We start from the raw sequence: 26,752 nt of genomic DNA on the forward strand, positions 1-26,752 counted from the left end.
CCGGTGACCCCCGTGCCCGCAGACAACCGGCAACCACCACAGGACCAGGGCGCCGAACAATCCGTGCTCGGCGGGATGCTGCTGAGTAAGGACGCGATCGCCGACGTGGTGGGAAAGCTGCGCGGAGACGACTTCTACCGGCCCAACCACCACAGCATCTACGACGCGATTCTGCACTTGTACGGGCAAGGGGAGCCCGCTGATGCGGTCACCGTGGCCGCCGAACTCGGGCGGCGCGGTGTCCTGCAGCGCATCGGCGGGGCCCCGTACCTGCACACCCTGATCGCGATGGTGCCCACCGCGGCCAACGCCGGCTACTACGCCGACATCGTCGCCGAGAAGGCGGTGCTGCGGCGCCTGGTGCAGGCCGGCACCAGGGTCGTGCAGTACGGGTACGCGGGCGCCGGCGGCGCCGATATCGCCGAGGTCGTCGACCGCGCCCAGGCCGAGATTTACGACGTCACCCAGCGGCGCACAGCCGAGGACTTCCAGGTCCTCGACGACGTGCTGCAAGCCACCATGGACGAGATCGATGCGATCCAGTCCGGGTCCGCGTTATCCCAAGGGGTGCCCTCCGGATTCGCTGAACTTGACGAAGTCACCACAGGCCTGCACGGTGGGCAGATGATCATCATCGCCGGACGCCCCGGTCATGGGAAATCCACTCTGGCACTGGACATTATGCGTTCCTGCTCCATCAAACACAACAAAGCCAGCATCATCTTCTCGCTGGAAATGAGCAAGTCGGAGATCGTGATGCGCCTGCTCTCAGCTGAGGCGCGAATCAAACTCGCCGACATGCGTGCCGGCACCCTCACTGATGCTGACTGGGCGAAAATGGCGCGGCGTATGAGTGAGTTCAGCCAAGCCCCGCTCTACATCGACGACTCAGCGAACCTGACCATGATGGAGATCCGCGCCAAAGCCCGCCGCCTCAAACAGAGAACCGACTTGAAGCTGATCGTTGTCGATTACCTGCAGCTGATGACCTCGGGAAAACGCGTCGAATCACGACAAGCCGAAGTCGGCGAATTCTCCCGCAGCCTCAAGCTATTGGCCAAAGAGCTCGATGTCCCGGTCATTGCGCTGAGCCAGCTCAACCGCGGACCCGAACAACGCGTCGATAAGAAACCCCAACTCGCCGATCTGCGCGAAAGTGGCAATCTGGAGCAAGACTGCGATTTGGCGATCCTGATCCATCGCCCCGACGCCTACGACCGCGACAGCCCCAGAGCCGGCGAAGCAGACTTCGTGATCGCCAAGAACAGGCAAGGAATCACCAAAACCATCACCGTCGCCGCCACTCTCCATCACTCAAGCTTTCGGGACCTTGCACATCCTTATCAAACACTGCCGCAACACCTTTAGCAGTTTCGACACTCGTCGTTGGAAGCCGTCGATGAAAGCTTCAAGGGGTGCATCGTCAATTGGTCGGCGATGCGCTACTGAGGTCGGGAGGTAAGTTCACACCCATGCGTGTACCGGTCCTGGCAGCGCTGTTAGTTGCTACCGCCCTGACAGGCTGCGCCAGTAGCTCAACGCCACCTAGTTCGACAGTCGCCGCACCGACCTCGACCTCCAGCGCGTCACCCGCGCCCAGGGCGGTGCAAGTGGGGGAACGATTCTCCGGGCCCGGAACGTTTCGGGTCGGAGAGGGCCTCGCGGGTGTTCCCATTGCAATCCCTCCCGGGGAGTATCGAATTGAATTCGATGAGGGCCGAACCACTGGACTGTGGTTTACCTGCCGTGGGTTACCGTGCGAGCCGAACAACCGCGGTGAGGTGACCGCGTCGGGCATCGTAAGCATCGAGGAACGCTCAGGGGAGGCCACCTGGTCGGGCATCCAAAGAGACGGCCAGCCCGCAGCTCACCGGACAACCATCGAGATCGACAGAACCGATGGAGCTTTATACCTCGACGGCATCAGCATACAGTTACTGCGGCGCCGCTGAATTCTCGGTGATGCAGCCCGCATCACCGAGATGCGAGACCGGCGGCTTTAGCCGTCGGGGGAATCGGGGCGGGTGACCCGCGTGTGAACCGAAATGTCGTACCCAGAGTGCAGGATGGGGCCATGAGATTGGATGCAGCGAATAGGCTGTGTACCGGCGCCAGTACAGTTCTGCTGTTCGGCTTCTCCTCTTGCCTAGGTCGTGGGGTGTTTGTCGATCGTGGCTCAAGACCTCGCTCCTGGGATCTGGGGCTAGGTTGCCGCCGTGGCGGTTCTTGCTGCTATGGCCCCGATGCCGGCGAAGAAGACCTGATTTTAGCGAAACAGCGAAACGGCCCCCGCACCAAGGACTTTCGCCGTGGGAAGCACCCTCCACATGGCCAGCTACCGAGACCTCGCGCGGTACTGATTGCTAGTAGTGCTAGTAGGACTTCCGCACCGCTTCGACGAGCTGAAAGGATAGCTTCCTGCTTTGCGCCCGATCATGTGCGAGGATGCTGAACCCGACATCGCACAGCGCGTCGACGATGCCGTCGCCGAGTACTTCCAGCGCATGCGGTTTTTCGACCATCCTGATCACGAGTTCAACGCTTCGGCGGCCGCGCTCGGGAGCGTCCCAGTCGGCCACTATTAGCCGGCCACCAGGTCGTACGACACGCGCGAGTTCGGTGTAGGTGTGGGTTCGGTCGGCACTGGGGATCTCGTGCAGGCCATAGCAGGAAATCGCGGCGTCAAAGGTGTTGTCGGAGAACGGCATCCGCGCGGCAGATGCGTGGGTGAACCGGATGTTGTCCATGTCTGCCTTCGCAGCGCGTTTCCTGCCGTATGCCACGGACTCCGCCGAGATGTCTAGTGCGTCGATCTCGCAGTCGCTCCAGCGAGCTGCGACCAACCGAGACAAGTAGCCAGAACCCGCGCACACTTCCACTATTCGCCGGTCTGCTGCACCGATGCGTTCGGCGACCCGCTCGTGCGGGCGACCGGCGATCTTCGGATTGTAAAACTCAAGGACCGGACCGGCGAGCATGAACTTCACCCGATTCGAAAACACAGTTCCAAGATAATGGCTCGGCTGCGGCCGTCGGCCCCACGCGGCGGGCGTTCCGGCTGCCGGGCCGCTTCTCGACGAGCGTTCGATTGAGGACCTCGGCGGGGCAGAAGTGAGGTGTTTTCTAGAAGGCCCGGCAATGATTAATGCGCCGAGCCGTGATGGCGTGAGCTGGTGTAGAACGCAGTCGGCACCCGGCGAGCATCGAGACCGGAGGGCATTCACCGGTGCATTAGTGTTCAACGGGTGACCGGGGAGAAGTCGGTATCCACGTTGGGGTGCGTGGCATTGATCGACACTGATGCGAGGTAAGCGCATGCACAAAGACTTTCCCGAAACGACGGATTCACCGAATTTCCCCGGGCCCGAGGGGCTTGATGTTGAGCCGTACTGGGCGGGGCGGGTGATGGTCTTGGCTGTCTCAGGCTGCGTTGACATGGTGACTTCTGGCCAGCTCAGCGACGCGATCGGAGTCGCCGCAGCGCAGGCACCGGTGGGCATCATTGTCGACTTGTCCAAGACGGATTTTCTGGCATCAACCGGTATGAGTGTGCTCATCCAGGCGCACACCGAGGTGACATCGACGGGGCAGTTCGGGGTAGTCGCCGATGGCCCGGCGACCAGTCGCCCGATGAAATTGCTGGGGCTGGATAAGGTGCTGGGGCTTTATCGCACTCTCGGCGAGGCGCTGGCCGAGATGAACAGCGAGTAGAAGCCGTCGCCAGCGGGTAAACCGTTGCCTGTGAACGAGTTTGGGCCGCCAGATCAGCTCAGGATCTTGGACGACCCTTCACGTCTGGTGTGCACTGTCAGCAGAGATGGCCGCGGTGCCGCGCGAGCCCGTGCGCAGTTCGCCGACTGGCTGTGGCGGCATTTCTGGCTCGATGAACAACAGCTCAGCGACCTGATTTTGGCCGTCAACGAAGCGCTGGCCGATACCGTGACATTCAGCAGCAGTGGTCTCTGCGGCCATGACACGGTCGACATCGTCGTCACCTATCACGATGACACCGACACATTGGTCGTCACGGTCACCGCCGGCGGGCGAACCCCGGGCTTCGGCGACCCGCCCTGCAATAGGCACAGGAACAATGGTCGCGCGAGTGGTGCTGTCCTCATGCGCCTGCTTGCCGATCAGGCCAGGATCGATCCCGCCGAACATGGTTCCCGGATTTCGTTGGTGTGGACCAATCTGCGAGGCCAGTCGAGGTCACACAACCGAGCTCACTGCGGTCCCAAGATGCGTTGCGCAGATGGGGGCTGCGGTCTATCGCGCTTCGCGTAACCGCACGACGTCGCGTTCGGCGCAGCCGATCACTTCGGCTGCCTGTGCGGTCGACAGCGTCGGGTTGAGCAGGATCTGCAACTCATCGGCGGTGAAGAATGGCTCGTTGTCCCACGGTGCCTGATCCCAGCCTGTTTCAATGAAGCCGGAAAACAATTCATCACTCATGGCTGTCCTCACCAATTGATGTGTGAGACCAAGTGTTTGGCGACGGACGACGTGCATAGCCGGATACCGTCGTGGGGGCTTCTTTGCCGCCCCGAGTACGCCGCACTGGGTCAAGTGTAGTGGCGCGCCCCCCAGATCGCGCTCCGCCGAGGTGTGTCCGCGAACCGGCGCGACAGCCTCCCCGTATTGCACTGGCGTCGATGTCGGCGGTCCACCGTGAGCGGGCTTACCGTGGTGGGCGGTTGAAGGCCTCGCGTAGCAGGCCGAAGCCAGCGTCGGAACGCTGGCGGCGCGGGTGTGCCCTGTCGCAGGAAGTTGTGCGGATTGCCGGGTGTTGGGGGGCCCGCTGGTGATGCAGCCTGCATCACGGCACGGGCAGCAATGCCAGATTGTCGTCCGAGGTCTGCCCCGCGCGGATCCGTTCCTCGGCTGACCTGGCGGTGTCCCTGAACGATCGCTCGTATTGCGGTGGGTGTCGCTGGCGAACCCCACGCGGCCCAGTAACACCGTTGGGTCAGGTGTTAAGACAAGCTGCCGTGGCAGCCGAACGGTCTTTCACAGTGATCGGTAGATGATATTTGGCGGCGACGGTGAGGAAACGAATTACGTAGCGGCACTTGCCTGTTTCGGGAATCCATTCGGACAAGGTGGAGTCACCCTTTCGGCTGTTCGCCGAGCTGGACACCGCGATGAGTTCTGTTAGATCGTTCGCGAAGATGCGGCGTAATCGGAGATCCCAGTGAGCAGCGCCGGCATTCCATGCCACCTTCAGTGGGATGACGTGGTCCACCGCCACGTGTGCGAGGTCGATAGTCTGGCCGGTGTATGGATCTGGGTCCAAGCGCCCGGCGGTGACCTTGCATCCACGCGTCCCGGGTTTGTATTCGATATCCCTGAGAGACAGGCGAATTAGCCGGTTGCGGGTATCGCACCCGCTGTGGTCAAGGGGGTCATTCCAGGCGGGACCAAAAACACACGCCTCGCGCACTCCGGTCTTCTTGTCGACCCCACACCCGCGTTGGTAGCCCGGAAGAGGGGCAATAACGTCGACAACAGTGACTTTCGCGAGCACCTCCGAAAGTTCGGTGTGGGTGGCGGTCGAGGTGGAGCCGGCTGTGACGGCTGGGTCGGGGCGGATGCCGATGGTCAGCAACGCCGCCACGGTCGCGGCAGCTGCTGCGATGGCAGGTATCCGGTATTTCGCGGAAGGCCTTCGGACGGCACTGTGGCGCATGGTTGGTGACGGTAACGCGTGAGGGCGACACCGTGGCCAATCGTTGGGGGTATCAAGCGGCGCGGGTGGTGAAATCGGAGAAGGTTGGCAGTTGCAACGTGCTCGGCGAACGCAGCGGCAGGCGGATGTTCAGGGCCATCGCTCGCGCGAGTGAATAGGCCAGGATGCTGGCCAGAACGCGAGCGTCGTCAAGCGCATCGTGGGGCTTTGTTTGTGGCACGTCCCAGTGATGGGCGAGCGACGCCAGCCGCAGGCTGTCGAGTTCAAGGTGTAGCAGTTTCGAGAGTTCTACCGTGCATAGCACCGAAGTGACGGGCAACGTGGTGTTGCTGCGGCGCGCTTCTGCCGCCAAGAAGGCGTAGTCGAAGGCAACGTTGTGGGCGACGAGGATTCGGCCGCGCAGTAGCCGCGCCAGAGTCGGGGCTATGTCGCGGAATCGCTGTTGTCCCGTGAGCATCGCTGCCGTGAGGCCGTGGATGTTGGTGGGACCGGGATCTACGCCGGCGTCGAGGAGACTGTGCAGGGTGCGGCCGACGGTCCCGTTGTGGCTGACGGTGAGGGCAGCGATGCTGAGGACCCGGTCGGTTGCAGGGTTGGTGCCTGAGGTCTCGACGTCGACGACGACATAGTCGCTAGCGGTATCCATAACTGCAAGGATGGCTAGGGGGTCTGACATGTTGGGGTAGTCCGGCCGTAGGTGTGCCCGAGTCGCGACTGGCGGGCGAGCCCGGCCCGCCGCCTGGGAACGTTCACTTTCGATTTGACGACTTGACGAGTCGACTGGTGTCGCAGCGTGACTGTTGGTTGGTGTCGCGGGGCGTGGGACGCTGAAGTGCGACTGGATCATCAGGAAGGCGGCGACGATGGCTGGGGCTCGATGAGGTGTGGGCGCCGTGGCTGATACGGACATCGTGAAGTTGTCGGATGCGGCGCAGAGCTGCGGTATACCGGCGGATATCCTGAAACTGATGGCGAGCGACGGGCTGTTGCCGCAGGTAGTCCGCGGTCGGGCTGGACACATCTACTTCCCCGAAGGTGGTGTTCCAACGTGGGCTGAATGTGTGAGAGTGCTGGAAGAGCAACGAGATCGGCACCTGCGCAACATGAATTCGGCGCTACGGCGGCTTGAGACCGAGCTGGAAGCGGTACGTAACGACATCAGCGAGGCGCGCGAATATCCGCGCCAGGCGCTCGGTATCGACATGATGAGTTTCGGGCACTGGACCCACGATCGGATCGCATCGACTCTGGTCGGCAGGCCTGTCGTAACCAGCATCCTCGAGAAGTTCACGATTGAGAGGATGGCATTGCAGAAGTACCACGATGCTTACCTCGACGCGGTGTCCTCGCACGGCCGCCCCATGTCAGGTGACGCCGTGGGAGCCCCGGTGTCACCCTCGTGAGGATCAGGGCTGCGGGGCACCGTCGTAGTTCGTAACTGAAAGCCAGGAGCACCCGGCTGAGCTTGAGCGCGTAGTCGATGCAGCGCACGCGTACGTCATCAGCGAACGGTTCGACCGGTCCATTGGAAGATGCCGCCATCGGGGTGCAGGCTTCTCGTCATGACCTTGGTCCAGACATTGCTGACTCCGCGAGGCGTGCTGCAGGTCTCTGATAGACAGCTGACCGACGTCCACGGGCGTGTGCATTCCTCGACAGCCAATAAAGCGGTTATCTGGTGCGGACATATAGTTATCGGCTTCAGCGGCATCGCCTATACAGACTCCCACCAGCTGCACCCGATTTCTGAGTGGATTGCGCTGTGCCTGCGCGGCGCGCGCACTCTCGGCGACGCGGTGGACGCGTTGCAGCAGGCAGGTTCTCACTTGATGTCTCAGACCGACCTCACCAGGCGCCCGCTGACGATGGTGGTTGCGGGATCACCACCCGGCGAGGGCGAAGTTCTGATGTTCGCGATCTCCAACTCCCTGCCCACCGGTGCGCCTGCGCATCACGCAGAAAGCCGATTCATGCGGTCCAACGATCTGGTCGTGCCGCTGTACGGTTCCGATTACCGGTACCAGGCGATCGGCGTGCCTTTGGAGCCAGCGGTCCAACGGCTTTGCCAGGCCACCCTGACAACGATCCATCAGCGGTTCGGACTCGACCACGCGGCCAGGCAGATGATCGCGATCCAGCGCCGCGTTCGGCAGTTCCAGATTCAACGCAGCCGCGGCGCCACAGTGGGCCGATCGGCGATGGTGGTATGGCTTCCAGCCGTGCCGGATCCCGATCCGGCCCTCACCTTCATCGTGACCAACCCTGTGAGCAGTGCCATCCAAGAGATGGTGCCCATGTACAGCTTCGTCGCCGACTACGGCTTCTCAAAGACGCGGTTCGGCCCGCATTTCGTCTGCGATAGTGCCGTGGGATTCGACCTCCAAAGTGGTCTAACCCCTACCACTAAACCCGGCCCACCCAAACAATGGTCCAGTGTTCGCGTGGTCTGAAGGTGTACACCATGACGCTGCTTCGAGTCAGCGTATCTGCGCCGATCCCACTGCCGCCGTGGACGATTGGCGACCACCCCCAAGGGAGCCGCCGGCATGTCTTCAGGCCGAGCTGGTGGGCGTCGTGTTGGTAGTTGCTGTGGGCGGGCGAACCATTTACGTGTCGTGTTGTGCAGCGAACAAGAACCACACTCGCGTTGGCGGTTGAGACGAGCTGGTGAGAAATGAATGCCCGCACAGGTACAGCCGCCGTCGCAGATCGGGGCGCTCGGCGAGGACCGGACTGGTCCGCGCAACCTGTAAGCGCTCCTGTGCACCCGGCTCGACCTCACCCCCGCGGTGACCCTGTTAACGCCGTGGCGATGAAGCTGGCGGTGATCGTGATTGGTGCGTGTTGTTTGGTTACCAGTTGGTGGAGGGCGTTGTGTAGGGCGGCATTCTCGCCGTTCAGGGTCGGCGGCGTGTGTACGTCTGCGGCGGCATCGTCGATGAGGGTGGTCAGGGTCTCGACGAGTCTTCGTGGGCCGCCGCCGTCGTAGCCGGTGCCGTAGTAGCTGAAGCCGGCGTCAGGGAGTGGCCAGATGTGTTGGGCGGTGTCCCAGAAGAAGGCGGCGTCGTCGTGGATCTCGGCGCGGCGGAGTTGGCCTTGGGCGCCGGGGGTGAAGGTTCCGACGCCGGCGTAGATGGTGGCGTCGTCTCCTTGAATAGCCCAGGTGTGCGGGTTGTCGGGGTCGGTGAGCCAGCGGGTTGGGTGGACGCGCCTGGGCACGTAGTTGTTGACGAACCAGAAGCCCAGTTCTGTGCGGCGGGTGTGGTCGACGTCGGTGAGTCGGGAAATCCATTGGCGGGCTGCCGATGTGGCCGATGCGCGGTGGATTTCGATGACGTAGGTCAGAAGATGTGGTCGGAAATCCCAGTGATGGGTTACCCGTAGGGCGTGCCGGGCCGTGTGTTGGTCGGCTCGGTGGTGCAGGAGTGCCGCGACCTCCTCGGCGGTCAGTGTGGGTTTCGGCTGGGTGGGATCTATAGGGCTTATCGCGGCGTGGACGAGCCCGGGCGTGAGGCACATGGCGTCATGGCGTGCGCCTCCGTTGATCTGGTGAAGGACGCGGTTGGCCAGTTTGTTGATGATGCCGCGCACGTCGGTGGTGGCCTCGGGAGTGGCCAGTGCGGTGATGTGGCCGGTGTCGAGTCGGGGTAGGTAGGGGGCGATCCGCGTGACGGGAGCGCCGGGGTGCCAGGTCAGCATGGCGTCGAGGTCACTGACCAATGGGGACCACCAGGGGATGTCGACGCGCAGCAGGTTGGCGAGATCCGCCCAACTGTAGTAATTCGCGTAGGGGCCGATGGGGTTGTGTCGGTATACCGGTTTACGTTCGGCGCCATCGTGTTCCACATTGAGGCGATCCACGACGACGGTGGTCGGTGCGTTTTCGGTGGCAGGACGTACGGAGACTTCCCCGTTGGGCACGGCGACCGCAGCGTTCGCGAGCGAAACGCTTCTTGGGCAGCGAGTCACGTTGACCCCCGACCCCACGCAGGACCGCACTGACCGCTATGGCCGCACATTGGCCTACTTGACAAAGGCCGACGGCTGGGACTACTCGACTGAAGCCGCTAGAGCCGGTGCGGCCTGTTCCTACGTTTACCGCGGGCACCCGGCCGCACGGGGCCGGCGACATAGCCGCGGCCGAAGCGGAAGCCAAAGCTGCCCAACATTGCGCGTTCACCTCGCGGTCGACATGTGTCGCTACCGTCGCTATGAGTGGGGCTCGGCGTCCGGTCGAGCAAGGTTGAACAGTGGTCGGAATCGCAAAGCAGTTCGCGCACGGTAGCGTTCGGTGCTACCCCCGGGCGCTTGATGATAATTGCGGCAGCGCTTGTGATCCCGCCGGGCAGCGATGCGGTAGCGCTCCCACTGCTGCGGCATGCCGTTGCCGACGGGTGCCCAGGTGGGAGAATGGTGACGTCGCGATGAAAAGGGCTGTGCTGCAACACCAGAATGCTGAGTCGGTCAACTGCCGGCGCAGTGCTCAACGGCAACCTGCGGTGTCGGCCTGCCTCAGTATCGTTGCTTGTCAGGGCGATTGGTGCCGAGGGAAAGAAATGGCGATGAGGCTCCAGCAGCTGCGCCGGCGGCGTCCGCGCATGCCGCCCATCGCCATGGGCGCGGCCGTCACCATCACGCGTCTGCCGATGCCGACCGTCGGTGGCTGGCGATGGCCCTGTGCCTGAGCGCGGGATTCATGGTGGCCGACGTGACAGTCGGCACGGGTCCCCGGGCCCAGCCCGGGATCGCCAGGCTTCGGCACCCCTGTCACCGCGGCGGCTCGTCGCACCTCAGTCGGCAGCAGCGTCACGGGCTGGGGCGAGGGTGCCTCGGTGGCTGATGCGCCCGGTCTGTGTCGACGCCCTCGCGGGGCGGGCGCAGACCCGCGACCATCTCGGGATAGCGGCGATAGAGGCCGTCGAGGAGTCGGTGCGCCTCATGGAATTCGTGGCGCAACGAGTTGACCGGCTGGCGTGGGTGCGCCCTGCGCAGGCTCCGCGCGCGCCGCGGCGGGGTCGCCGGTGCTTCCAACCGTTGCGAAAGGTCGGCGATCGTCGCCTGCAACAGCCCTGCGAGCACCCGGGCTTGCCTCAAGTCAGCGTCCTCGGCCACCCCGCCATTTTCACCGACGAGATATTCCCTGCGCAAATCCGCAGGTGGAAAATACGGTGCTTCGCACGACGGCGATCCCGCCGCTGTTCAGGTGCAATCGACGCACCGCGTGCGGACACCAACCACACACCGCCGGTAATGACATTCATAATCGTTAATTGATGCAGATCTCATATCGCCGAGAAATGGCGAACCGGCCATTGGGGGAGTGTCCCGCCCGAACCACGGCCCACGACGTGCGGTCGGGCGGCGGCTGCCGAGGCGCGGCCGGCCCGCTGCCCCGATGTGCGGGCACAGCAAGCCCGAGTGTGAATCATGCGCTACAACAATCATTTACACCGCAGCTGCGACTGTTGTCCGGCGACGCAGTGCCGCCTGGCCGATGCCGATGATCCCGCCCACCGCCCGTCGTTCCCGCGATGCGGGTCATCCCGCGGGAAAGTCGTCCCATTGCGCGCGGTATGTATCCCGCGACTGCCGGGCTCAATACTGAGGCACATGTTTCCTGCTGAGGAAAATCGACTACAGTACATTGGGTAACCGATTCGAAAGTAACCAATTGATGATTACGAAAACCGTTACCATTTCCGCTTGTTCCGCAATGGCCGTGACGGCAGCTATTGCGTGTGCTTCGCTGGCAGCCGCGATGCCTTCACCATTTGAGTCGCTGAGTTGCCTCTGTCAGGAGCAACATGCGGCCGGCAGCCCAACGCTGCGTAAGGAAATCGAGCTCGGCGTGCAGGAGGGGGAACTCGTCACCCCTGCCGAGCTGCTTGGCCTCTACCCCAACGTCAGCTGACCGGGCAGCTGCGCACCGCGCTGGTACGGACCGCGGCGACGCGGATTTTCCCGTCCGTTCACCCGTCGTCTCCCCAACGGTTATTGCATACATTGCAATCTCTGCATATGTTGAGTCGTGTGTCCGGTGAACACGGGACGCATCGAGGAAGGCGGTAGTCATGGGCGCTGGTCATGGTCACGGGCATGCACACGGGCACGGGCACGCGTCGCCGGACGCCGACCAGCGCTGGTTGTCCGGCGCGTTAGCGGTGATTACTGCGTTCATGATCGGTGAGGTGGTCGTCGGGATCATCGCCGGATCCCTGGCGCTGCTCTCCGATGCTGCGCACATGCTGACCGACGCTGCCTCTATTGCGCTGGCACTGTGGGCGATTCGGCTTGCGGCGCGGCCGGCAGCCGGGCGCATGACGTACGGATGGAAGCGGGTGGAGATCCTCTCCGCCCAAACCAACGGTATGACGTTGCTGGTGTTGGCGGGCTGGCTCGGCTACGAGGCGGTCCGGCGGTTGATCGAGCCACCCCAGGTGACCGGCATGCTGGTGTTGATCACTGCGCTGGTGGGTGTGGTCATCAATATCGCGGCGACGTGGATGATCAGCCGCGCCAACCGATCCAGCCTCAATGTTGAGGGCGCGTTCCAGCACATTCTGAACGATTTGTTCGCCTTCATCGCCACCGCGGTGGCCGGGGTCGTCATCGTGGTCACCGGCTTTGCGCGTGCGGACGCGATCGCTACCTTGATCGTGGTGGCGCTGATGCTGCGCGCCGGCATCGGGCTGGTGCGCGCGGCGAGCCTGGTCTTCCTCGAGGCTGCGCCCGCGGACATGGATCCCGAGCTGATCGGACGGGCCATGGCCGATCACGACGCGGTCATCGAAGTCCACGATTTGCACGTCTGGGAGATCACGTCCGGTACGCCGGCGTTGTCGGCCCACGTGATCATCGCCCCCGGCTGCGACTACCACGCGACCCGGACCGATTTGGCGCACCTGCTGGCCCATGAATACGCGATCACCCACACCACATTGCAACTCGATCAGGCGAAGTCCGTCGACGCCGGCGTCGCCGAGGGGGACCCGCACTGCGACGATGCGCACGGCCCAGTGCACCGCTCCGCGAACGGGTAAGCGCTGGTTCACGCCGGGCTGCCCGGCGGGCGAGGTCCTGGATTCGTCAACGGCAGTCGAGGAATTTCACAGAAAGGCACACCAGGCAGATGGCTACCGAGCAACCACACGGCGTGGGAGGCACACGGCTCTGTGAGCGATGCTTGGATCCCGCTGGTGCGCGGCCGCTGCTCGGGGTCAGCGTGCGCAAATGCAGTGGGTGCGGGCGGGCCGTACTGGATCCCAGCGACATTGAGGTGGTGCTGGCTGACCGTCGAGGTGCGCGATCGGATCAGCAGCAACTAGTGATGCGGCCGCGTGCGGTGGGCGACGTGTTCTCCCGTGAGGCCCGGTTGTCGTGGATCCTGGCGGCAGTGGCGGGGCTGATCGGTGCTGCGGCTTTCACGCACTCGGCGGGCTACTTCGTCACGTTCATGACCGGTAACAGCGAGCGGGCGGTGCTGGGAGTCTTCCGCAATGAGCAGTGGCTGTCGATCACCGCGGGTCTGTTGCTGGTGTCATTCGTCACCGGCGTGGTCATCGCGTCGCTGTGTCGGCGGCATCTGTGGCTGAATCACCCGCACGGCCCCACCGTGCTGGCCGCGGCATTTCTGGTGCTGGCCGCTGTCGTGGACGTCCAGGTGGATGGATGGTCGACCACCAACGTGTCTTTCGTGCCGGTGTTGTTCGTTGCCTTCGGGATCGGCGCATTGAACACCTCGTTCGTCAGCAACGGTGAGGTGTCGATCCCGCTGAGCTACGCCACGGGCACGCTGGTCAAACTGGGCCAGGGCATCGAACGTCACCTCAGCGGCGGACGCGCCACCGACTGGCTCGGATATTTCCTGCTGTGGGGGAGCTTCATCGCCGGCGCTGCGACCGGCGGAGGTATCAGCCTGATCGTCAGTGGATCCCAGATGCTCGCCGCCGCCGCCGCGGTGTGTGTGCTGACGAGCGCCTACACGCACTTTCACGCCGACCGCCGCGCCTTGAGGTAAGTCTCACTCACCGCGTCGAGCATCGAGGTTCCGACAGCGCGGACGGCCGCCGTTCGAGGGGGTTGTCGGTCCGTGCCGCGGCAACGACGACCGGCGGATCTCAGAGTCTCGGCAGGCATGCACACCGCCCGCCGGGGACCTCTCAATCCGGTTGTTGGTGAAGGATTCGTTCACTCCGCCGGGAGGAAAGGCGGACCGCCGCCATACCCACCGGAGACTCCCACCTGCGGGTGGTCATCGGTCACAGGGCGAAGGCCAGGGCCAGGCCCTCTCCGATGCAGAACTCTACGTGACAGCGAGGCCGCTGACTATCCGGCGTCGTCGGCGTACTGCGGGCAGAAAGAAGCAACGGTGACGCCGACGAAAAAGCCCGCTTCATGGGCGGTGAGGTTGGCGGCTTTGGCCAGCGGCAGCACCAGTGATGTCCGCGACCGCCCTGCGTCCAGATCGCTGCACACGCTGTGCGCTGTCGCGATCGCGGTGTTGGGGTTGGCGACGGTAATCCCGTGTCGCTGCAGGGCTGCGATGAACGCATCGTCGGTGCCATCGGCTGCGGCCGGCGGGGACGCGAGGACAGCGGCGAACGGCAGCAGCACCGCGCCGATCAGCAACGACATCGCGGAGCCCACCTGCCGGCGCGACAGGAGCCTGTGGATGGAGGAACCCCGCTCCCGGTCGCTGGTGGGTGAATTAGTCACCGGCGCAGGCCAACTCCTTGATGTCGCCCTCGGCGGGCGTGAGCTGTGGCCGCCCGTTGGTGAGCCGATACCGGATCAGCCGCGAGCTGTTGGTGACCACGGCCACCGACGACGCGTTGTGCAGGATCGCGGCCAGTACCGGCGACAATGCTCCACCGGCACCGATCAGCAGGCCGACGGCGTTGACCGCGATGGACATCCCGTAGTTCTGTCGGATGACCTTGACCGCCTCGGCGCCCAAATCAGGGACATCGAGCAGCCGCCGCAGGTTGTCGTTGGCCAGGGCGATATCGGCGGTCTCCACCGCGACATCGGTGCCGGCCAGGCCCATCGCAATACCCAGATCGGCGGTCGCCAGCGCCGGGGCGTCGTTGACCCCGTCGCCCACCATCGCCACCACATGCCCTTCGCTCTGAAGTTTATGGACTGCGGCGAGCTTGTCCTCCGGCATCACCTGCGCGCGCCATTCGTCGATCTCCAGTTCGCGCGCGACCACCTCGGCGGTGTCGGGATGGTCACCGGTCAACATGACGATGCGGCGGACTCCGTTGTGGCGCAACCGGTTGAGCACCTCGGCGGCCTCGGGCCGGATCTCGTCGCGCAGGCTGATGACACCGACGAGCGTGCCGTCCACGGCCAGCAGCAACGGCACCTCAGCCTGCGCGCGGAGCTTGTTGACCCACTCGGTGGCCTTCGCCGAGACCCGGACCTTCTCTTCGCGTAGCAGTGTCGGGCTGCCCAGCAGCAGAACCCGGCCGTCCGCCCAGGTGCGCATGCCCAACCCGACCAGCACCTCGCACTGCTCGTGCGGCGGGATGGCGATGTGGCGTTCGGTGGTGGAGCGGATCACCGCCTCCGCCAGTGGGTGCCGCGAGTGGATCTCCGAGCTGGCCGCGTAGGCGAGGATCTGCTCAGGCTCCCAGTCTTTGTGCAGGGCAACGATGTTGGTGACCACGGGGCGCCCGATGGTCAGGGTTCCGGTCTTGTCGAAGACGATCGCATCGATGTGACCGGCCCGCTCGAGGTGGGATCCTCCCTTGATCAGGATCCCGCGCCGGGCGCCGTTACCGATCGCCGCGCTGATCGCCGTCGGCGTGGACAGACCCACCGCGCAGGGGCAGGCGATCAGCAGCATCGTCATCGCGCGCCGCACATCCCCGGTCACGGCCAGCGTGATCGCCGAAACAAGGAACGAGATGGGGACGAAGCGCCGGGAGAAGTTCTCGCCGACGGTCTGGATCGGGGCGCGGTCGTGCTGGGCCTCTTCGACCCGGGAAATGATGCGGCCGATGGTGGTTTCGTTGCCCACCGCGGTGGCGCGTACCACCAGCCTGCCGCGCATCACCACCGAACCACCGTGCACGGTGGCGCCGGCACTGATGCTGACCGGCAGGGTTTCGCCGGTGATCGCGGACTGGTCCACGACCGCCACACCGTCGATCACCTTGCCATCGACCGGGATGGCGACATGCTCATGGATCACCACCTCGTCACCGATCTGCAAGGTGTCGATCGCCACCTGCACTTCGGTGTCGCCGTCGGTGCGAATCCACGCCGTGTCCGCGGTACCGCGCAGCAGATCCGAGATGGCGCGCCGCGTGCGCCGCAGCGTCAGATCCTGCAGATACTCGCCGATGTTGAGCAGCCACAGCACGGTCAGGGCCACCACGTTCTCCCGCAGCACCATGCTGGCCACCGTGGCCGCGGTCACCAACGTATCGGTGCCCGCCCGCCCGTCGCGCAGTGAACGCAACGCACCCCGGAAGAACGGATAACCCATGAATATGGTCGCCCCGGTCGCGACCATCTGCCCGTTGGCGCCTAGCAGCGGAGGCCGGCGCAATCCGTAGCGGCGCACACCGAGCAGAAACAGGGCCAGCCCGCCGATCACGATCCGCAGCACCTCGGTATTGCGGACGTCCGCCGAGCGCGGTGTGCGGGACGGAATCAGCTCTGCGGCAACAGCTCGCGCCTCGCCGATGGCCGCCTGCAGCGCGACACGATCGCAGCGTGTCGGTGAATACCACACCACCACGGACCCGGTCAGCGGATACGCGTGCACTGCCCGGACACCACCCCGGCGGCCGACGGACTCCTCCACCGCGACCGCCCGCCGCGCGTCGTTGCGGACCCAGGGCACCTGGACTCGCATCCGCCCCGCGGCATCCGATACGACGACCGTGTCGGCATCATCGGCACCCACCATCATCACCCGATCAGTGGTCGTGATCGTGAGCCGCCACAGCCGCCGGCGGCTGAGACTCCTCACCGAGACGGCCACGCGCCTCGGCCACGACATCGGCCATCTTCAACCGCGCAGATTCCGCGGCCACCTCGGCCCGGCGTGTTCCGCGCAAACCCAACGTCGTGACCGCCACCGTGGTCCGGCGCACCGGCGCCTTACCCACCGCCTTGCGGACCACCTCATAGGCACTGACCCCCACCAAACCGGTGAAAACCGTTCCCGCGACCTTGCCCGCCAACACCTGCGGAATCATCGTGTCCTCCTTCGTCGCTGCCTGACCGGCACCTGCTGTTTACCTACCGCCGACCGTAGCCGAAATATATAGCAATATCGACATATCTTGATTAATTTACTGATATGCGAAATCGCGTCGTCGCACGAGAACCCGCATCGTTGCCGTAATGACAATCATTTCTAGGGAGCGCATTTTTCCCGATGCTCCGATGTTGTCGCATTTGGGATATGTGTTGGATGTGAAAACCATGATCGAAAAGCGGTTGACTCACGGCGTTGGTCCAGAAATCAGAGCGGCCTCTTGGAGGCACATGATAATCATTTCCTTCTGATGCGCTGACGTTGTTTACGATGGCGCGCGCCTATCGGTCGCATATATATCTCATGGTACACATATGCGGGAAACGCCGCCCGTTCGGCGATCCATTGATCATATTCGCTCTCGGTGCCACACTGAATCGTTGCGCTAAGCCACGCACGAAGACAGACGAGTGGAGTCGCGTGCAGCCACAATCGCCGGCGAACGCAAAAGTCTGGCGTCACGGCGATGGTGGTGAGAACACTCTGGGGCTTTTCCGGGCGGAGCGGTGTCACATTTCACCATGAAGGTCTCGCCAGCCGCAGCTGGTCGTCGCTGCGATTTGTCGTGGCAGTCGCCACGCGCCGGGCGTGGTCGCGGACCGCGCTGGGGTTCGAGTCCGCGGTCGCGCGGATCGCTTGGCTGGCAAATGCCCCGCCCAGACTTGCGTCGGCGGATCGGTCGACGTCGACATCGACCCGCGCGCTTTCCGTCCCCGCAACGTGCCCCAGCGCAGCTGCCAGCGCCGAGTCGACGCAGCCTGGTCCAGGTCAGGGCGTGAGGGCGCGGGGGGGTGTCTGACGACGCCGGGCACAGAGGGCCGGCGTCATCGGCGCCGATGGGCAACACACGTGCATGCTGGCCGATAAACCCATGGCTCGCGATTGACCGTCAGTGTCTCAACCGGTCGGTGGCCGGGCAGGGGCATGGCCCGCGGGGTCGGGCTCGGCAAGTGCCGTCGTTTCACAACGACTTCAGGTCGCGCGGCAATTCGCCAATGCCGCCTCACGGGGGCGTGCCGGTAATTGAGAAGGAGTGCCCGAGAAAATCGGCGGGCAGGCATTGCCGTATCTCGCTGTCGATATGCTGACACAAAGTTCCGTGGCACCAATATTCGCAACGAAACGCGGGTCGCTCCCTTCTCTGCTGGTTACTTTCTGCACATGACATTCATTGTCTTTGGCTGATAGCGAAGCACGTGCAGCAATCCACACCGATTTTGCATAGTGCAAATGAAAACCGTTAACACAAATCTTGCGGGATACCGGCGCGTGCCATTAGGGTCCGAATCGGCCTCAGCGATAACGCCGCTGTCGGAATTCACCCCCACCGCGGCGCTGCGACACATCGAAGGCCATGGCGACGGGCGGTGACGGTGGTGGCGGCGGCACAGGCGCGGGCGGATCCGGCGGTAACGCGACCACCATCTCCGCGGGCGGGGCCGCCGTCGGTGGCAGCGGCGGATCCGCGCGCGGGAACATTACCCGGCTCTGCGGTCGACCCTGGAGCACCCCTCGTCAACCAGCGTGCGACGACCGTCCCGAATCCGTGTGCGGGAAGCGCCCACCGTTTCCAGGTCTGGCACGCCTACCAAAAACCGAACCGCCGAAGGAGAGGCGAGTCGCAGCGCTAGCCACCCTGGTGATTGCTTGCATCGACAACCAGTTGTGAGGTCCTCAACACCCTGCGCCGGAGGCGGCACTGTCGATGCGCAGCGGCTGAAAACATCGACAGCACATTCAGAAAGCGTCGCGTCCGAAGCGCATACGCGAATGTACGGTCACGCGAAGTGGCTATGAACCTGTGATCGGTAACTGGTTCTGCCCGATTCGTCGCGGTCAGCATCCGCAGTTGTGTCCGCGCCAGGCCCGTACTCCTTGCCAGACACCGATGCCGGCGATACCGAGGCCGATCGCTGGGTCCAGGAACCAGCCGTCGGGCCATACCGCGGTCGCTGCCAGACCGATGAATACGGTGGCGGCTTGCGCGGCGCACAGATAGTTCTGGGTGCCTTTTCCGATGGTGGCCGCGGACTTGAGGCGGGCGCCCAAGGTGTGCTGGGCCCAGCCGAGGATGGGCATCTGCAGTAGCGCGGCGGCGGTGACCGTGATGGCCAGGGTGGTGATGTGAGGTTCGTGGTCGCTGATGAGGTGATGCACGGATTCGGCGGCAACATAGGGGGCGGTAAGCCAGAACGACACCGCGACGCCGCGCTGAGCATGTGATTCGGCGGTATCGGACAGGGTCCGTGCGCCGCTGAATCGCCAGATCACGACCAGGCTGGCCAGCGCCTCGGGGGCACTGCCCAGGGCCCACGCGGTCAGCGCGATGGATCCGGAGGTGATGCCTTGCCATAGCCCGACGGCTCCTTCAGCGACGATGAGGGTCAGGCTGATCCAGGACAGCCGGCGGGCCCAGCGGGCGTCGCGGTGCCAGTGCGCTCCGCGCACCGGAGCGGTGTGGGGTGTGACGTCGTGTGTGGTGGAACAGGTGTCGTCCATAGTGATATCGGTTTCTCCAAGCGAAGTGGGCGAGATGTCGGCGCGTGAGCTTCGGGCCTGCGCCGGATTGCGTGGTCGGGGGTGTTCTACGGGGTTCGATGGGGTGTGGGGGTGAAGCGGCTGGCGAGCAGGTGAACGATCGCCGCGGGCCGCGGTGGTGCTGTGTCGACCCAGGCTTGCGGGACCGAGAGCCCGCCGACCGTGGCCGCGGGCCCGAGGTGGGACTGTGTGTCGGGTGTCGCCGGCGTGCAGGTAGCGCGCAGACGCCGACCCCCGGGCGCGGGGCACCCGTTGAACCACGCCTGCACCGGCAGCGGCAGCGGCAGACCGCGTGTGCCGCGGCGACCGGTGTCGGGTTCGGCGATCTCTGAGGCCAGCGCGGCGACCGCTGACATCGGCGACGCCGTACTCGAGGAGTCCCAATCCGCGGGATCATCAACGGTGCCCGGCGCCGACAGGGGTTCGTCCGGCGCCGTGGGTGTGGCGAGCCGGTCCAGTGCCTGCGGTACCGCCCCGTACAGCGCTGCCTGGACGCCGGGTGGCGCCGACCTGCCGCTGTCAGCGGCCGGGGTCCCCGCGGCGTCGGGCACCGGGAAGGCCAGCAGTCGCGTCGCCATCGCGGCGTGGCGTGCGTACCGGTACATCGCGTGGGCGTCCTGTGCCCACATCTCGCTGTAGCGTGCTTCCACCGCGGCAATCGCCGGTGTGCATTGAGCGAGGCGGTTGGCCGCGGCCAGCGCACGGAGCCGGGCGCGGTTCTCGGTGACCTGGGTCGGCACCACCATGGCCGTCAACGCGGTTTCGTAGGCGGCGACGGCCGACCTGGCTTGGGCTGCGGTGTGGTGCGCGCGGATGGACGCTGTGGCGATCCAGGCCAACAGCGGCCGGATCGCCTCGGCCATCGATGTGGCCGCGGGCCCGTGCCACACCTCGCTGCGCAGGCCCGAGATTGCTGAGACGAAGGAGATCTCGGTGGAATACAGCGCCGATCCCAGCGCATTCCACGCGGTGGCCGCGGCCAGCATCGGCTGTGATCCCGGACCGCGAAACATCCTGTTGGAGTTGACTTCAGGCGGTAGCAATCCAAAATCCATGGTCTGGCCCTCACGCTGACCGGGCGGGCGGGGTAAGCAGCGGCGGACGCTGCCGGGGCGTGGCGACGTGTGCAGTCGGGCAGCGCACGGCGACACTGCCGGCACTGGGGATTGCGTGGGCGCGCAGGGCGGCGGCAGCGCAATTGCAGCGCGGGTCGACGGGGGAGCGGTACGGCGACAGGGTGTAAGCGGGCGTTGTCGGCGCAGGGTTCGCGACGGGGTGGGTGAACATGAATGTCCTTCACGCGGTGGGCTTTTGGGTGGACGATCAGGCCCGTCCCGCGCGGATTACGCGCTATGCGGAGATGCCGAATTGGCAGCACGGTCCGCGCGTCGGGGCAGGAGTCACGTGAGAGGGCCCGTGCCGCGTTGTGCAGGGTTCAGCTGAGAATGCGACGACGCCAGGAGTCCGCAGCCGCGGTGATTGAGTGCGCGGCCACGGGCGCGTCAACGATCTCAGGGCAGCGTGCACGGCCCAACGACATGACGCCAGCGACTCAGCGGCGCGCCACGCACAAAGAGGTCAACAGTGCTCGACCATGGTGAGCAGGGATGTGCCGTCGTGGCGGGCTTCGTCCGGACGCCGGCGTGTGCTCGCCGCTGCGGCTCGCGACGGCGATCAGCGCCGCGAGCATGCCGAGTGCGATCAACGCCGGTGCCAGTGGGGGCAGGATTCCCGCAGCGAATGCCTTCGGGCATTGCGGTAGCGGAAACTGTTTGAGATGCATGGGATCACCGTTGACGACGGCAGCCCCGGTGAAGGAGGTCAGTACGGCGTGGGCGGTGTCGGGCGTTGCCGGCGCGGTGTGCTCGAACTGGGCGGTGCCGCCGATCAGCAGCCACAAGATCGCTGCGATCGCGACCACCGATCGCAGCGGCGACCGGATACGCCTGCTGGAGAACATGTTAAGTCGAATTTAGCACCGGTTCATCTGTGTTGACCGCTGACCGGGCGGGTGGCGGCTAGGCCAGTGGCCGGTGTCCGCCGGAGATGGCGAGTAGGCGCTTCTTGTGCTCGGCGTAGTCGTGTTCGCTGAGCTGTCCCTCGGCGCGCTGTCGGGCGATGTCGCGGATCGCGGCCGCGACTCCGGTCATGACGGTGCGCGGTGCGGGCGACACGTCGACGTCCGCCTGCGCCGGTGTGCCGGCAGCGGACCCGGCCGGCCGCGCGGGGGTGGCGCGTGTGCCGTTGGGGGTGCTGCCGACGGCGGGTGGTCCGGCCGTGGCCTGCCCGGCCAGCGCCGCCGCAATCTGCGACGGGTCGGCGGTCAGAGATGTAGTGAACGCCGCAGTGCGCACTTCGGGTGCGGCCGGCGTCCAGCTCGACGGCACCGATAAGCCGCCGACCGCGTGTGCCTGGCCCAGGGTCGCCGATATCGTCGGCGCGGGAAACCGGCCGGTGGGTAGAGCCGGAAGGGTCGCGCGGAACGGCTGCACGGGTGCTGATCCGGTATCTGGCCAGGATGCCTTGCCGTCCCAGCCGCTGACCGTGTCATCGTCGATGAGGCCCGACAGTGTGTTGAACGCGGAGGCGGGAAAGTCGCCGAAGGTCGTCAGCAGATCGGTCGGTACGAGCACAGCGAGACCACTGATGTCGCTGGGGGCAATGAAAAGGATCGAGCTGACGCTGGCCAACAGGCTGAGCGTTTCAGCCGGGGCCGGTGCCGCCGCCGCGGACAACGCCTGCGGCACCACCGATATGGGGTCCAATGCGGTGCCGGCAAAGGTGCCGGTGTGGCCGACGGTGGCGGCGGGGTTGGCCGCCGCGCCCGGGTCGGCGCTCTGTTGTGGGGAGCGAAACGGGCTGAGTACGACCGCAGCTGCCGACGACCCCGCGTAGGTGTACATCGCCAGCGTGTCCTGCGCCCACATCTGGGCGTAGACGGCCTCGGTGGCCGCGATCGCCGGTGTGTTCTGACCCAAAAAGTTCGAGGCCACCAGCACTGCCAGCAGGGCGCGGTTGGCGGCGACCTCCGGTGGCGGGACCGTGGCGGCGAATGCCGCCTCGAACGCGGCGGCCGCTGTGCGGGCCTGGACGGCAGTTTCCTCGGCGTGCGCGGCGGTGGCGCTGAGCCACTGGACATAGCGCTGGGCGGCGGCACTCATCGCCGCCGACGACGGACCCGACCACGCCCCCTCGGTCAGTTCGGCCACCGCCGACGCAAATCCGGTCACCGTCGCGTACAGCTCGTCAGCCACGCTGCCCCACGCCTGGGCTGCGGCCAGCATCGGCCCCGGTCCCGGACCGGTATACATCCGGCCGGAGTTGATCTCCGGCGGATAGATCCCGAAATCCATGACCACACAAACCTCTTCCCGATGACCGACGTGTTCGGCAAACGACAGTGGGGCGTTAGCGACCCAGCAGAAGGTTCTTCTGCTCGGCGTATTCCTCGTCGGACAAAATCCCCTCGTCGCGTAGCTTGGTGAATTCGCGGAGTTCCGCAGCTACGCCCGTCACCACCACGCGGGGATTCTCCTGCGGCACGGTGTCTTTCGCGCCCGTGTCCGCCTCATCGACGCTGACCGCACCCGTGGTGGCGCGTGCTGTCGCACGGGTGCGGTGCGCCACCCTTGCGGCGCCGGTGCCCACCGTGGCGGCCACGGCCCGCCCGGCCATCCCCGCCAGGGCCATCTCGCTGAGCGTGCCGGCCACCCCGTCTGCTGCCGCGGGGACGGCAGCGGCAGAAGGGGTCCCGGGCAGCGCCGGCAGCGTGACCGCGACAGCGCGCACCGCCGGGGTGGCAACAGTCCAGGCCGCCGGCACGGACAACGCGCCGACAGTGCCGGCCTCGCCCAGACCGGCCTCGACGCTGGGCACCGTTCCTTCCGGCAAGTTGAGCAGCGGCGCCGGGAACGGCCTCACCGGCGCCGGCGCATCACCGGGAAACGGTTCCTCGCCCTGCCAACCGCTGATGATCTCGTCGGTGTGAATACCCGTCTCGGCGCCGATGATGGACACCGGAAGACCGATCACCCCGACCACCCCGGACGGCACGCCGACCGCAAAGGTGGCCAGGGCCGCGGTGATGCCGAAGGAAATGGTGAACAGGTCAGCCAACGTGCCGAGGGAGTCCGCGTTCACCGGGACCGCCGCGGCGGCAGCGCGCTGCAGCTCGCTGGGCACCGCGGAGAAGACCTGTTGGACAGTGCTTTCCGCGACACCACTGGTCGGGGCGGCGGCGGCCTGGTTGGCCACGCCGACCGGGTTGGTGGTCTGCTGGGGTGGGGTGAACGGTGTCAGCGCCGTCGCCGACGCTGACGAGGCCGCGTAGCCGTACATCGCCGCCACGTCCTGGGCCCACATCATTGCGTACTGGGCTTCGGTGGCCGCGATCGCCGGGGTGTTTCTACCGAATATGTCGGTCGCGATCAGGGTCATCAGCCGACTGCGGTTGGCCGCCACCAGCTGTGGCGCCACCGTCGCCGAGAACGCGCTCTGATAGGCGGCCGCCGCGGAACTGGCCTGAGCGCTGGTCTCTTCGGCCTGGGCGGCAGTGGCCCGCAACCACGCCACAAACGTTGCGGCCGCGGCGCTCATCGACGCCGACGCCGGCCCCAGCCAGGTTCCGGCGGTCAGTTCCGCGACCACCGCCTGGTAGGAGCTCGCTGTCGAATGTAGTTCGGCGGCAAGCACATCCCACGCCTGGGCCGCGACCAACAGTGGTGCGGACCCGGCGCCGGTATACATCCGGGCGGAATTGACCTCCGGCGGAAAGCTCGCGAAATCCATGGCTCGTTGCTCCTCTACGTCACCGCGGCCAAGGCCGGACCCCGCCGACGCCAACGAGGTCCGAAGAACGGGTCACCCCCGCTCCGGGGGGGCGCCGCTGTCCGGTGTGGCTCGTCATCAGGCAACCTCACAACCGTTGCGGGTCAACGGAGTTGAGTTCATTCTCTCTGCTCCTGACTGTCCTGGCGTCATCACACGCACCCAGGGACAGATCTGCTTTTCCCCGATAGTTAAACAGAAAATGCATACATGCGCATACCTAAATATGATTGTCGTTTTCGGATTGGCCGGCCCGCTAGCGGGGATCGCGTTGCCTGACTGATCCGCTGCCGGGTGAGCGGGGCGTTGAAGGTCGAGAGACGACCGGTGAGCAGCACCGCGATGATCCGCAACGCCCACAACGCGACATACGTGCAGGTTTTCAGGCGCGCACGAGATACCGGTCGGGATCGGGCGGGGCAGGTTCAGTGAGCGCGCGCTGAACAGCGGATGAAAACAGCAAAGCCGCGACGTCAGGACCTGACCAATCTCTCCTGGAGTGCTAGCGTCGAAGAGTCATGAAATGTGAGGCCGTTAGTCGAAACTCACAAAAGCGCTACCTCGTCGCTGCGCTGACAGCAGCATGGATGGCGTTGGCAGTCGTTGTCCTCGGCGCCCATGACGGCACCCACAGCAGCGTGCTCTGTTTGCAGCTCAGCGCCCGCCCCGCACCGCAGGCGCCGGCGAGATCCCCGAGTGCTCACTCCGCATCCGACACCGATAACCAGCATGTGCACAAGAGGTCGCCCACCGACCATCACGAGCCGCTGTCGGTGACGGCGATGCCACGATCGGCTGCGGCGTGGGTGATCGGCGGCGCAGCCGCAGCGCTGGGTGCGGTCGTGGCTGGATGGGCCCGGGCCGGCGCGCTGGGCGGGCACGGTCCTCATGGCTCGGCGCTCGTGGACGCCGGGCAAGACATCTTGGCGCGATTCTGCTTGTCGCGTCGCTGACCGGTCAGCGGCAGGTCGTCGTGCCTTGCGCCGACGGTCGGTGATCATTCACTTCTTCACGGACCCCCATTGCGACGCTGGTGCTTACCGCTGATCTCACGATCGGCCGTCGGCCTGGCAGATCGCTAATGAGGCAGCCGGTCAGACGACAAACCGCCTGGGTGGGATGAATCCCCGTCGATGGCGGTCCTATCACCACTTGAAAGGCTCATGATGTTCACCACCACAGTTAGTCACCCCGACACCACCAGCACGCACCCGGACCCCACCAGCACGCACCTACCCACCACAAGCACGCACTCCGTCAGCACCAGCACGCACCCCGACAGCGCGGTGTCCCTCACCATCGTAGCGGCCGCTGCCGGCCGAATCCGCCTGCGCTTCAGCGGGTCTCGACTCGACCAGGCCCGCGCACGCAGGGTCCAGGACATCGTCGGGCGCCTCACCGGAGTCCGGGACGTGCAGATGTACCCCAAAACCGCATCAATGGTGATCTGGTATTCCTCGGCGTGCTGCACCAGTGCGGCCATCCTGTCCGCCATCGAAGACCAGGAACACCTCTCAATCATGTCGGCACCTTCCCGTGTCCGGCAGTCCGCGGATGACAGTGAGCCGGGGGCCTTACAGCACCTCATCGGCTGGACAGCGCGAGTGCTCGCCGGTCACCGCGATGACTCGTCACCGGCTGCTCCTACCGCGCTGAGCAGCATTGCAGCTCAGCGTGACGCCGAGGACAGCACCGGCGGTCCGCAACCGCTGTGGAAGAACGTCAAACTGCAGCGAGCAGCGTGCTCTGCGACGCTGTTGACCGCCTCGGCCCTGTCTACGTGGATCATTCCGCTCAAGCCCGTGACGCTGGGATTGAAGGTCCTCGCGCTGGCGCTAGGGGCTTCGACGTTCGTGCCTCCTACCCTCAAAGGATTGAGCCGAGGCCGCGTCGGCGCGGACACCCTGACCGTTACCGCTGCGCTCGGTGCCGTCGGACTCGGCGACATTGGCGGCGTCGCCAAGTTGGCATGTCTGCTGTCGATGACCGAGGGCTTGGATGAGTACTCCGCCGCACGCGAGCGCCGCAGCCTGCAGGCACTGCTCTCGCTGGCCCCAGATCACGCCACGGTCGAGCGGAACGGTACGCAGACGGTGGTAGCCGCTGCGGATTTGCGCGTCGGTGATCAGATGATCGTCCAACCCGGGCAGCGCCTGGCCACCGATGGCATCATCCGCGCCGGGCGCAGCGCCCTCGATCTTTGTGCGATCACCGGCGAATCAGCGCCGGTCGTCGCCGTACCCGGGGACCACGTGCGCGCGGGAACAACCAATGGGCACGCAGCGCTGCGGGTCGAGGTCACCGCGACGGCCTCGACCAACTCCCTGGCACGCATCGTGCACGTTCTGCAAGCCGAACAGACCCTGGAAGCTGCAGGCAAGCAGCACGCCGACCGCGCCGCGCGACCGCTGATAGCCGGCCTCGTC

Annotated in this window: 23 protein-coding genes and 1 pseudogene; 10 read left to right on the forward strand and 14 right to left on the reverse strand. The window is 65.3% G+C overall.

What is annotated here, in order from left to right; translation table 11 throughout:
* Positions 1 to 27 precede the first annotated feature (27 nt).
* Positions 28 to 1,368: pseudogene (gene dnaB, locus ACZYZ9_RS23770) on the forward strand (replicative DNA helicase); the annotation flags it as partial.
* A gap of 1,004 nt (positions 1,369 to 2,372) precedes the next feature.
* On the opposite strand, the gene ACZYZ9_RS23775 reads toward dnaB, so the two are convergent.
* Entirely contained in the window at positions 2,373 to 2,978 is a 606-nt protein-coding gene (locus ACZYZ9_RS23775) for a class I SAM-dependent methyltransferase (RefSeq protein WP_240751290.1), read from the reverse strand.
* A gap of 337 nt (positions 2,979 to 3,315) precedes the next feature.
* On the opposite strand from ACZYZ9_RS23775, the gene ACZYZ9_RS23780 reads away from it, so the two are divergent.
* Together ACZYZ9_RS23780 and ACZYZ9_RS23785 are read left to right on the forward strand one after the other, a co-directional pair.
* Positions 3,316 to 3,711 (forward strand): STAS domain-containing protein, encoded by a 396-nt coding sequence (locus ACZYZ9_RS23780; protein WP_133437182.1) that lies wholly within the window; start codon positions 3,316 to 3,318, stop codon positions 3,709 to 3,711.
* A gap of 87 nt (positions 3,712 to 3,798) precedes the next feature.
* Entirely contained in the window at positions 3,799 to 4,284 is a 486-nt protein-coding gene (locus ACZYZ9_RS23785; RefSeq protein WP_370530970.1) for an ATP-binding protein, read from the forward strand.
* Here ACZYZ9_RS23785 and ACZYZ9_RS23790 read toward each other — a convergent pair.
* The 3 genes from ACZYZ9_RS23790 to ACZYZ9_RS23800 all read right to left on the reverse strand — a co-directional run bounded on the left by ACZYZ9_RS23790 (position 4,267) and on the right by ACZYZ9_RS23800 (position 6,332).
* Positions 4,267 to 4,452 (reverse strand): hypothetical protein, encoded by a 186-nt coding sequence (locus ACZYZ9_RS23790; RefSeq protein WP_133437184.1) that lies wholly within the window; start codon positions 4,450 to 4,452, stop codon positions 4,267 to 4,269. The two genes, ACZYZ9_RS23785 and ACZYZ9_RS23790, sit on opposite strands and share 18 nt — an antisense overlap.
* Positions 4,453 to 4,966: 514 nt before the next feature.
* A complete protein-coding gene (locus tag ACZYZ9_RS23795; protein WP_133437185.1) occupies positions 4,967 to 5,686 on the reverse strand; it encodes an HNH endonuclease family protein in 720 nt (239 codons plus the stop codon).
* A 52-nt stretch (positions 5,687 to 5,738) separates the two neighbouring features.
* Positions 5,739 to 6,332 (reverse strand): exonuclease domain-containing protein, encoded by a 594-nt coding sequence (locus ACZYZ9_RS23800; protein WP_133437186.1) that lies wholly within the window; start codon positions 6,330 to 6,332, stop codon positions 5,739 to 5,741.
* A 247-nt stretch (positions 6,333 to 6,579) separates the two neighbouring features.
* On the opposite strand from ACZYZ9_RS23800, the gene ACZYZ9_RS23805 reads away from it, so the two are divergent.
* Entirely contained in the window at positions 6,580 to 7,089 is a 510-nt protein-coding gene (locus ACZYZ9_RS23805; protein ID WP_240743939.1) for a DNA-binding protein, read from the forward strand.
* A 159-nt stretch (positions 7,090 to 7,248) separates the two neighbouring features.
* Positions 7,249 to 8,136, forward strand: a complete 888-nt coding sequence (locus ACZYZ9_RS23810; RefSeq protein ID WP_133437188.1) for a hypothetical protein — start codon at positions 7,249 to 7,251, stop codon at positions 8,134 to 8,136.
* A 328-nt stretch (positions 8,137 to 8,464) separates the two neighbouring features.
* Here the strand turns inward: ACZYZ9_RS23810 and ACZYZ9_RS23815 are convergent, their stop codons facing one another.
* Together ACZYZ9_RS23815 and ACZYZ9_RS23820 are read right to left on the reverse strand one after the other, a co-directional pair.
* Complete coding sequence (locus ACZYZ9_RS23815; protein ID WP_240743967.1) at positions 8,465 to 9,607, reverse strand: hypothetical protein; 1,143 nt, start codon at positions 9,605 to 9,607, stop codon at positions 8,465 to 8,467.
* 885 nt (positions 9,608 to 10,492) lie between these two features.
* Positions 10,493 to 10,798: a hypothetical protein gene (locus ACZYZ9_RS23820; RefSeq protein WP_133437190.1), complete on the reverse strand. Its 306-nt coding sequence runs from the start codon at positions 10,796 to 10,798 to the stop codon at positions 10,493 to 10,495.
* A 562-nt stretch (positions 10,799 to 11,360) separates the two neighbouring features.
* Between ACZYZ9_RS23820 and ACZYZ9_RS23825 the strand changes: the two genes are divergently transcribed.
* The 3 genes from ACZYZ9_RS23825 to ACZYZ9_RS23835 all read left to right on the forward strand — a co-directional run bounded on the left by ACZYZ9_RS23825 (position 11,361) and on the right by ACZYZ9_RS23835 (position 13,703).
* The gene (locus tag ACZYZ9_RS23825; protein ID WP_133449235.1) at positions 11,361 to 11,597 is read left to right on the forward strand and encodes a hypothetical protein; all 237 of its coding nucleotides are present in this window, start codon (positions 11,361 to 11,363) and stop codon (positions 11,595 to 11,597) included.
* 160 nt (positions 11,598 to 11,757) lie between these two features.
* Positions 11,758 to 12,726, forward strand: coding sequence for a cation diffusion facilitator family transporter (locus tag ACZYZ9_RS23830; protein WP_133437192.1), 969 nt, complete (start codon positions 11,758 to 11,760; stop codon positions 12,724 to 12,726).
* Positions 12,727 to 13,013: 287 nt separating this feature from the next.
* A complete protein-coding gene (locus ACZYZ9_RS23835) occupies positions 13,014 to 13,703 on the forward strand; it encodes a YoaK family protein (RefSeq protein WP_133437221.1) in 690 nt (229 codons plus the stop codon).
* Positions 13,704 to 14,011: 308 nt separating this feature from the next.
* On the opposite strand, the gene ACZYZ9_RS23840 is transcribed toward ACZYZ9_RS23835, so the two are convergent.
* The 8 genes from ACZYZ9_RS23840 to ACZYZ9_RS23875 all read right to left on the reverse strand — a co-directional run bounded on the left by ACZYZ9_RS23840 (position 14,012) and on the right by ACZYZ9_RS23875 (position 24,287).
* Positions 14,012 to 14,401 (reverse strand): DUF732 domain-containing protein, encoded by a 390-nt coding sequence (locus ACZYZ9_RS23840; RefSeq protein ID WP_240743937.1) that lies wholly within the window; start codon positions 14,399 to 14,401, stop codon positions 14,012 to 14,014.
* Entirely contained in the window at positions 14,394 to 16,607 is a 2,214-nt protein-coding gene (locus tag ACZYZ9_RS23845; protein ID WP_133437223.1) for a heavy metal translocating P-type ATPase, read from the reverse strand. Before ACZYZ9_RS23845 ends, ACZYZ9_RS23840 begins: the two co-directional genes overlap by 8 nt.
* A gap of 10 nt (positions 16,608 to 16,617) precedes the next feature.
* Positions 16,618 to 16,899, reverse strand: a complete 282-nt coding sequence (locus ACZYZ9_RS23850) for a DUF1490 family protein (RefSeq protein ID WP_133437193.1) — start codon at positions 16,897 to 16,899, stop codon at positions 16,618 to 16,620.
* A gap of 1,898 nt (positions 16,900 to 18,797) precedes the next feature.
* Positions 18,798 to 19,460: a cation efflux transmembrane domain-containing protein gene (locus ACZYZ9_RS23855; protein WP_133437194.1), complete on the reverse strand. Its 663-nt coding sequence runs from the start codon at positions 19,458 to 19,460 to the stop codon at positions 18,798 to 18,800.
* Between the two features lie 86 nt (positions 19,461 to 19,546).
* Complete coding sequence (locus ACZYZ9_RS23860) at positions 19,547 to 20,554, reverse strand: PPE family protein (RefSeq protein WP_133437195.1); 1,008 nt, start codon at positions 20,552 to 20,554, stop codon at positions 19,547 to 19,549.
* A gap of 497 nt (positions 20,555 to 21,051) precedes the next feature.
* Entirely contained in the window at positions 21,052 to 21,459 is a 408-nt protein-coding gene (gene lpqS, locus ACZYZ9_RS23865; RefSeq protein WP_133437196.1) for a putative copper homeostasis (lipo)protein LpqS, read from the reverse strand.
* A gap of 58 nt (positions 21,460 to 21,517) precedes the next feature.
* A complete protein-coding gene (locus ACZYZ9_RS23870; protein ID WP_133437197.1) occupies positions 21,518 to 22,852 on the reverse strand; it encodes a PPE family protein in 1,335 nt (444 codons plus the stop codon).
* Between the two features lie 55 nt (positions 22,853 to 22,907).
* On the reverse strand, positions 22,908 to 24,287 hold the full coding sequence (locus tag ACZYZ9_RS23875; protein WP_133437198.1) for a PPE family protein, SVP subgroup: 1,380 nt from the start codon (positions 24,285 to 24,287) through the stop codon (positions 22,908 to 22,910).
* Positions 24,288 to 24,913: 626 nt separating this feature from the next.
* Here ACZYZ9_RS23875 and lpqS (ACZYZ9_RS23880) point away from each other — a divergent pair.
* Both lpqS (ACZYZ9_RS23880) and ACZYZ9_RS23885 read left to right on the forward strand, forming a co-directional pair.
* Entirely contained in the window at positions 24,914 to 25,279 is a 366-nt protein-coding gene (gene lpqS / locus ACZYZ9_RS23880) for a putative copper homeostasis (lipo)protein LpqS (protein WP_133437199.1), read from the forward strand.
* A gap of 213 nt (positions 25,280 to 25,492) precedes the next feature.
* Positions 25,493 to 26,752 (forward strand): P-type ATPase actuator domain-containing protein (locus ACZYZ9_RS23885; RefSeq protein ID WP_463828656.1); only part of this gene is annotated, 1,260 nt, incomplete at its 3' end.

The sequence above is a fragment of the Mycobacterium sp. IDUB_28 genome (assembly GCF_055419285.1).

Coding starts and splice junctions, on each gene's coding strand:
- ACZYZ9_RS23825 (WP_133449235.1), top strand. CDS start 11,361: ATGATTACGAAAACCGTTACCATTTCCGCTTGTTCCGCAATGGCCGTG.
- ACZYZ9_RS23850 (WP_133437193.1), bottom strand. CDS start 16,899: ATGATTCCGCAGGTGTTGGCGGGCAAGGTCGCGGGAACGGTTTTCACC.
- ACZYZ9_RS23790 (WP_133437184.1), bottom strand. CDS start 4,452: ATGAGTGATGAATTGTTTTCCGGCTTCATTGAAACAGGCTGGGATCAG.
- ACZYZ9_RS23860 (WP_133437195.1), bottom strand. CDS start 20,554: ATGGATTTTGGATTGCTACCGCCTGAAGTCAACTCCAACAGGATGTTT.
- ACZYZ9_RS23830 (WP_133437192.1), top strand. CDS start 11,758: ATGGGCGCTGGTCATGGTCACGGGCATGCACACGGGCACGGGCACGCG.
- lpqS (WP_133437199.1), top strand. CDS start 24,914: ATGGCGTTGGCAGTCGTTGTCCTCGGCGCCCATGACGGCACCCACAGC.
- lpqS (WP_133437196.1), bottom strand. CDS start 21,459: ATGTTCTCCAGCAGGCGTATCCGGTCGCCGCTGCGATCGGTGGTCGCG.
- ACZYZ9_RS23835 (WP_133437221.1), top strand. CDS start 13,014: ATGCGGCCGCGTGCGGTGGGCGACGTGTTCTCCCGTGAGGCCCGGTTG.
- ACZYZ9_RS23875 (WP_133437198.1), bottom strand. CDS start 24,287: ATGGATTTCGCGAGCTTTCCGCCGGAGGTCAATTCCGCCCGGATGTAT.
- ACZYZ9_RS23780 (WP_133437182.1), top strand. CDS start 3,316: ATGCACAAAGACTTTCCCGAAACGACGGATTCACCGAATTTCCCCGGG.
- ACZYZ9_RS23870 (WP_133437197.1), bottom strand. CDS start 22,852: ATGGATTTCGGGATCTATCCGCCGGAGATCAACTCCGGCCGGATGTAT.
- ACZYZ9_RS23800 (WP_133437186.1), bottom strand. CDS start 6,332: ATGGATACCGCTAGCGACTATGTCGTCGTCGACGTCGAGACCTCAGGC.
- ACZYZ9_RS23810 (WP_133437188.1), top strand. CDS start 7,249: ATGACCTTGGTCCAGACATTGCTGACTCCGCGAGGCGTGCTGCAGGTC.
- ACZYZ9_RS23775 (WP_240751290.1), bottom strand. CDS start 2,978: ATGCTCGCCGGTCCGGTCCTTGAGTTTTACAATCCGAAGATCGCCGGT.
- ACZYZ9_RS23795 (WP_133437185.1), bottom strand. CDS start 5,686: ATGCGCCACAGTGCCGTCCGAAGGCCTTCCGCGAAATACCGGATACCT.
- ACZYZ9_RS23845 (WP_133437223.1), bottom strand. CDS start 16,607: ATGGTGGGTGCCGATGATGCCGACACGGTCGTCGTATCGGATGCCGCG.
- ACZYZ9_RS23855 (WP_133437194.1), bottom strand. CDS start 19,460: ATGGACGACACCTGTTCCACCACACACGACGTCACACCCCACACCGCT.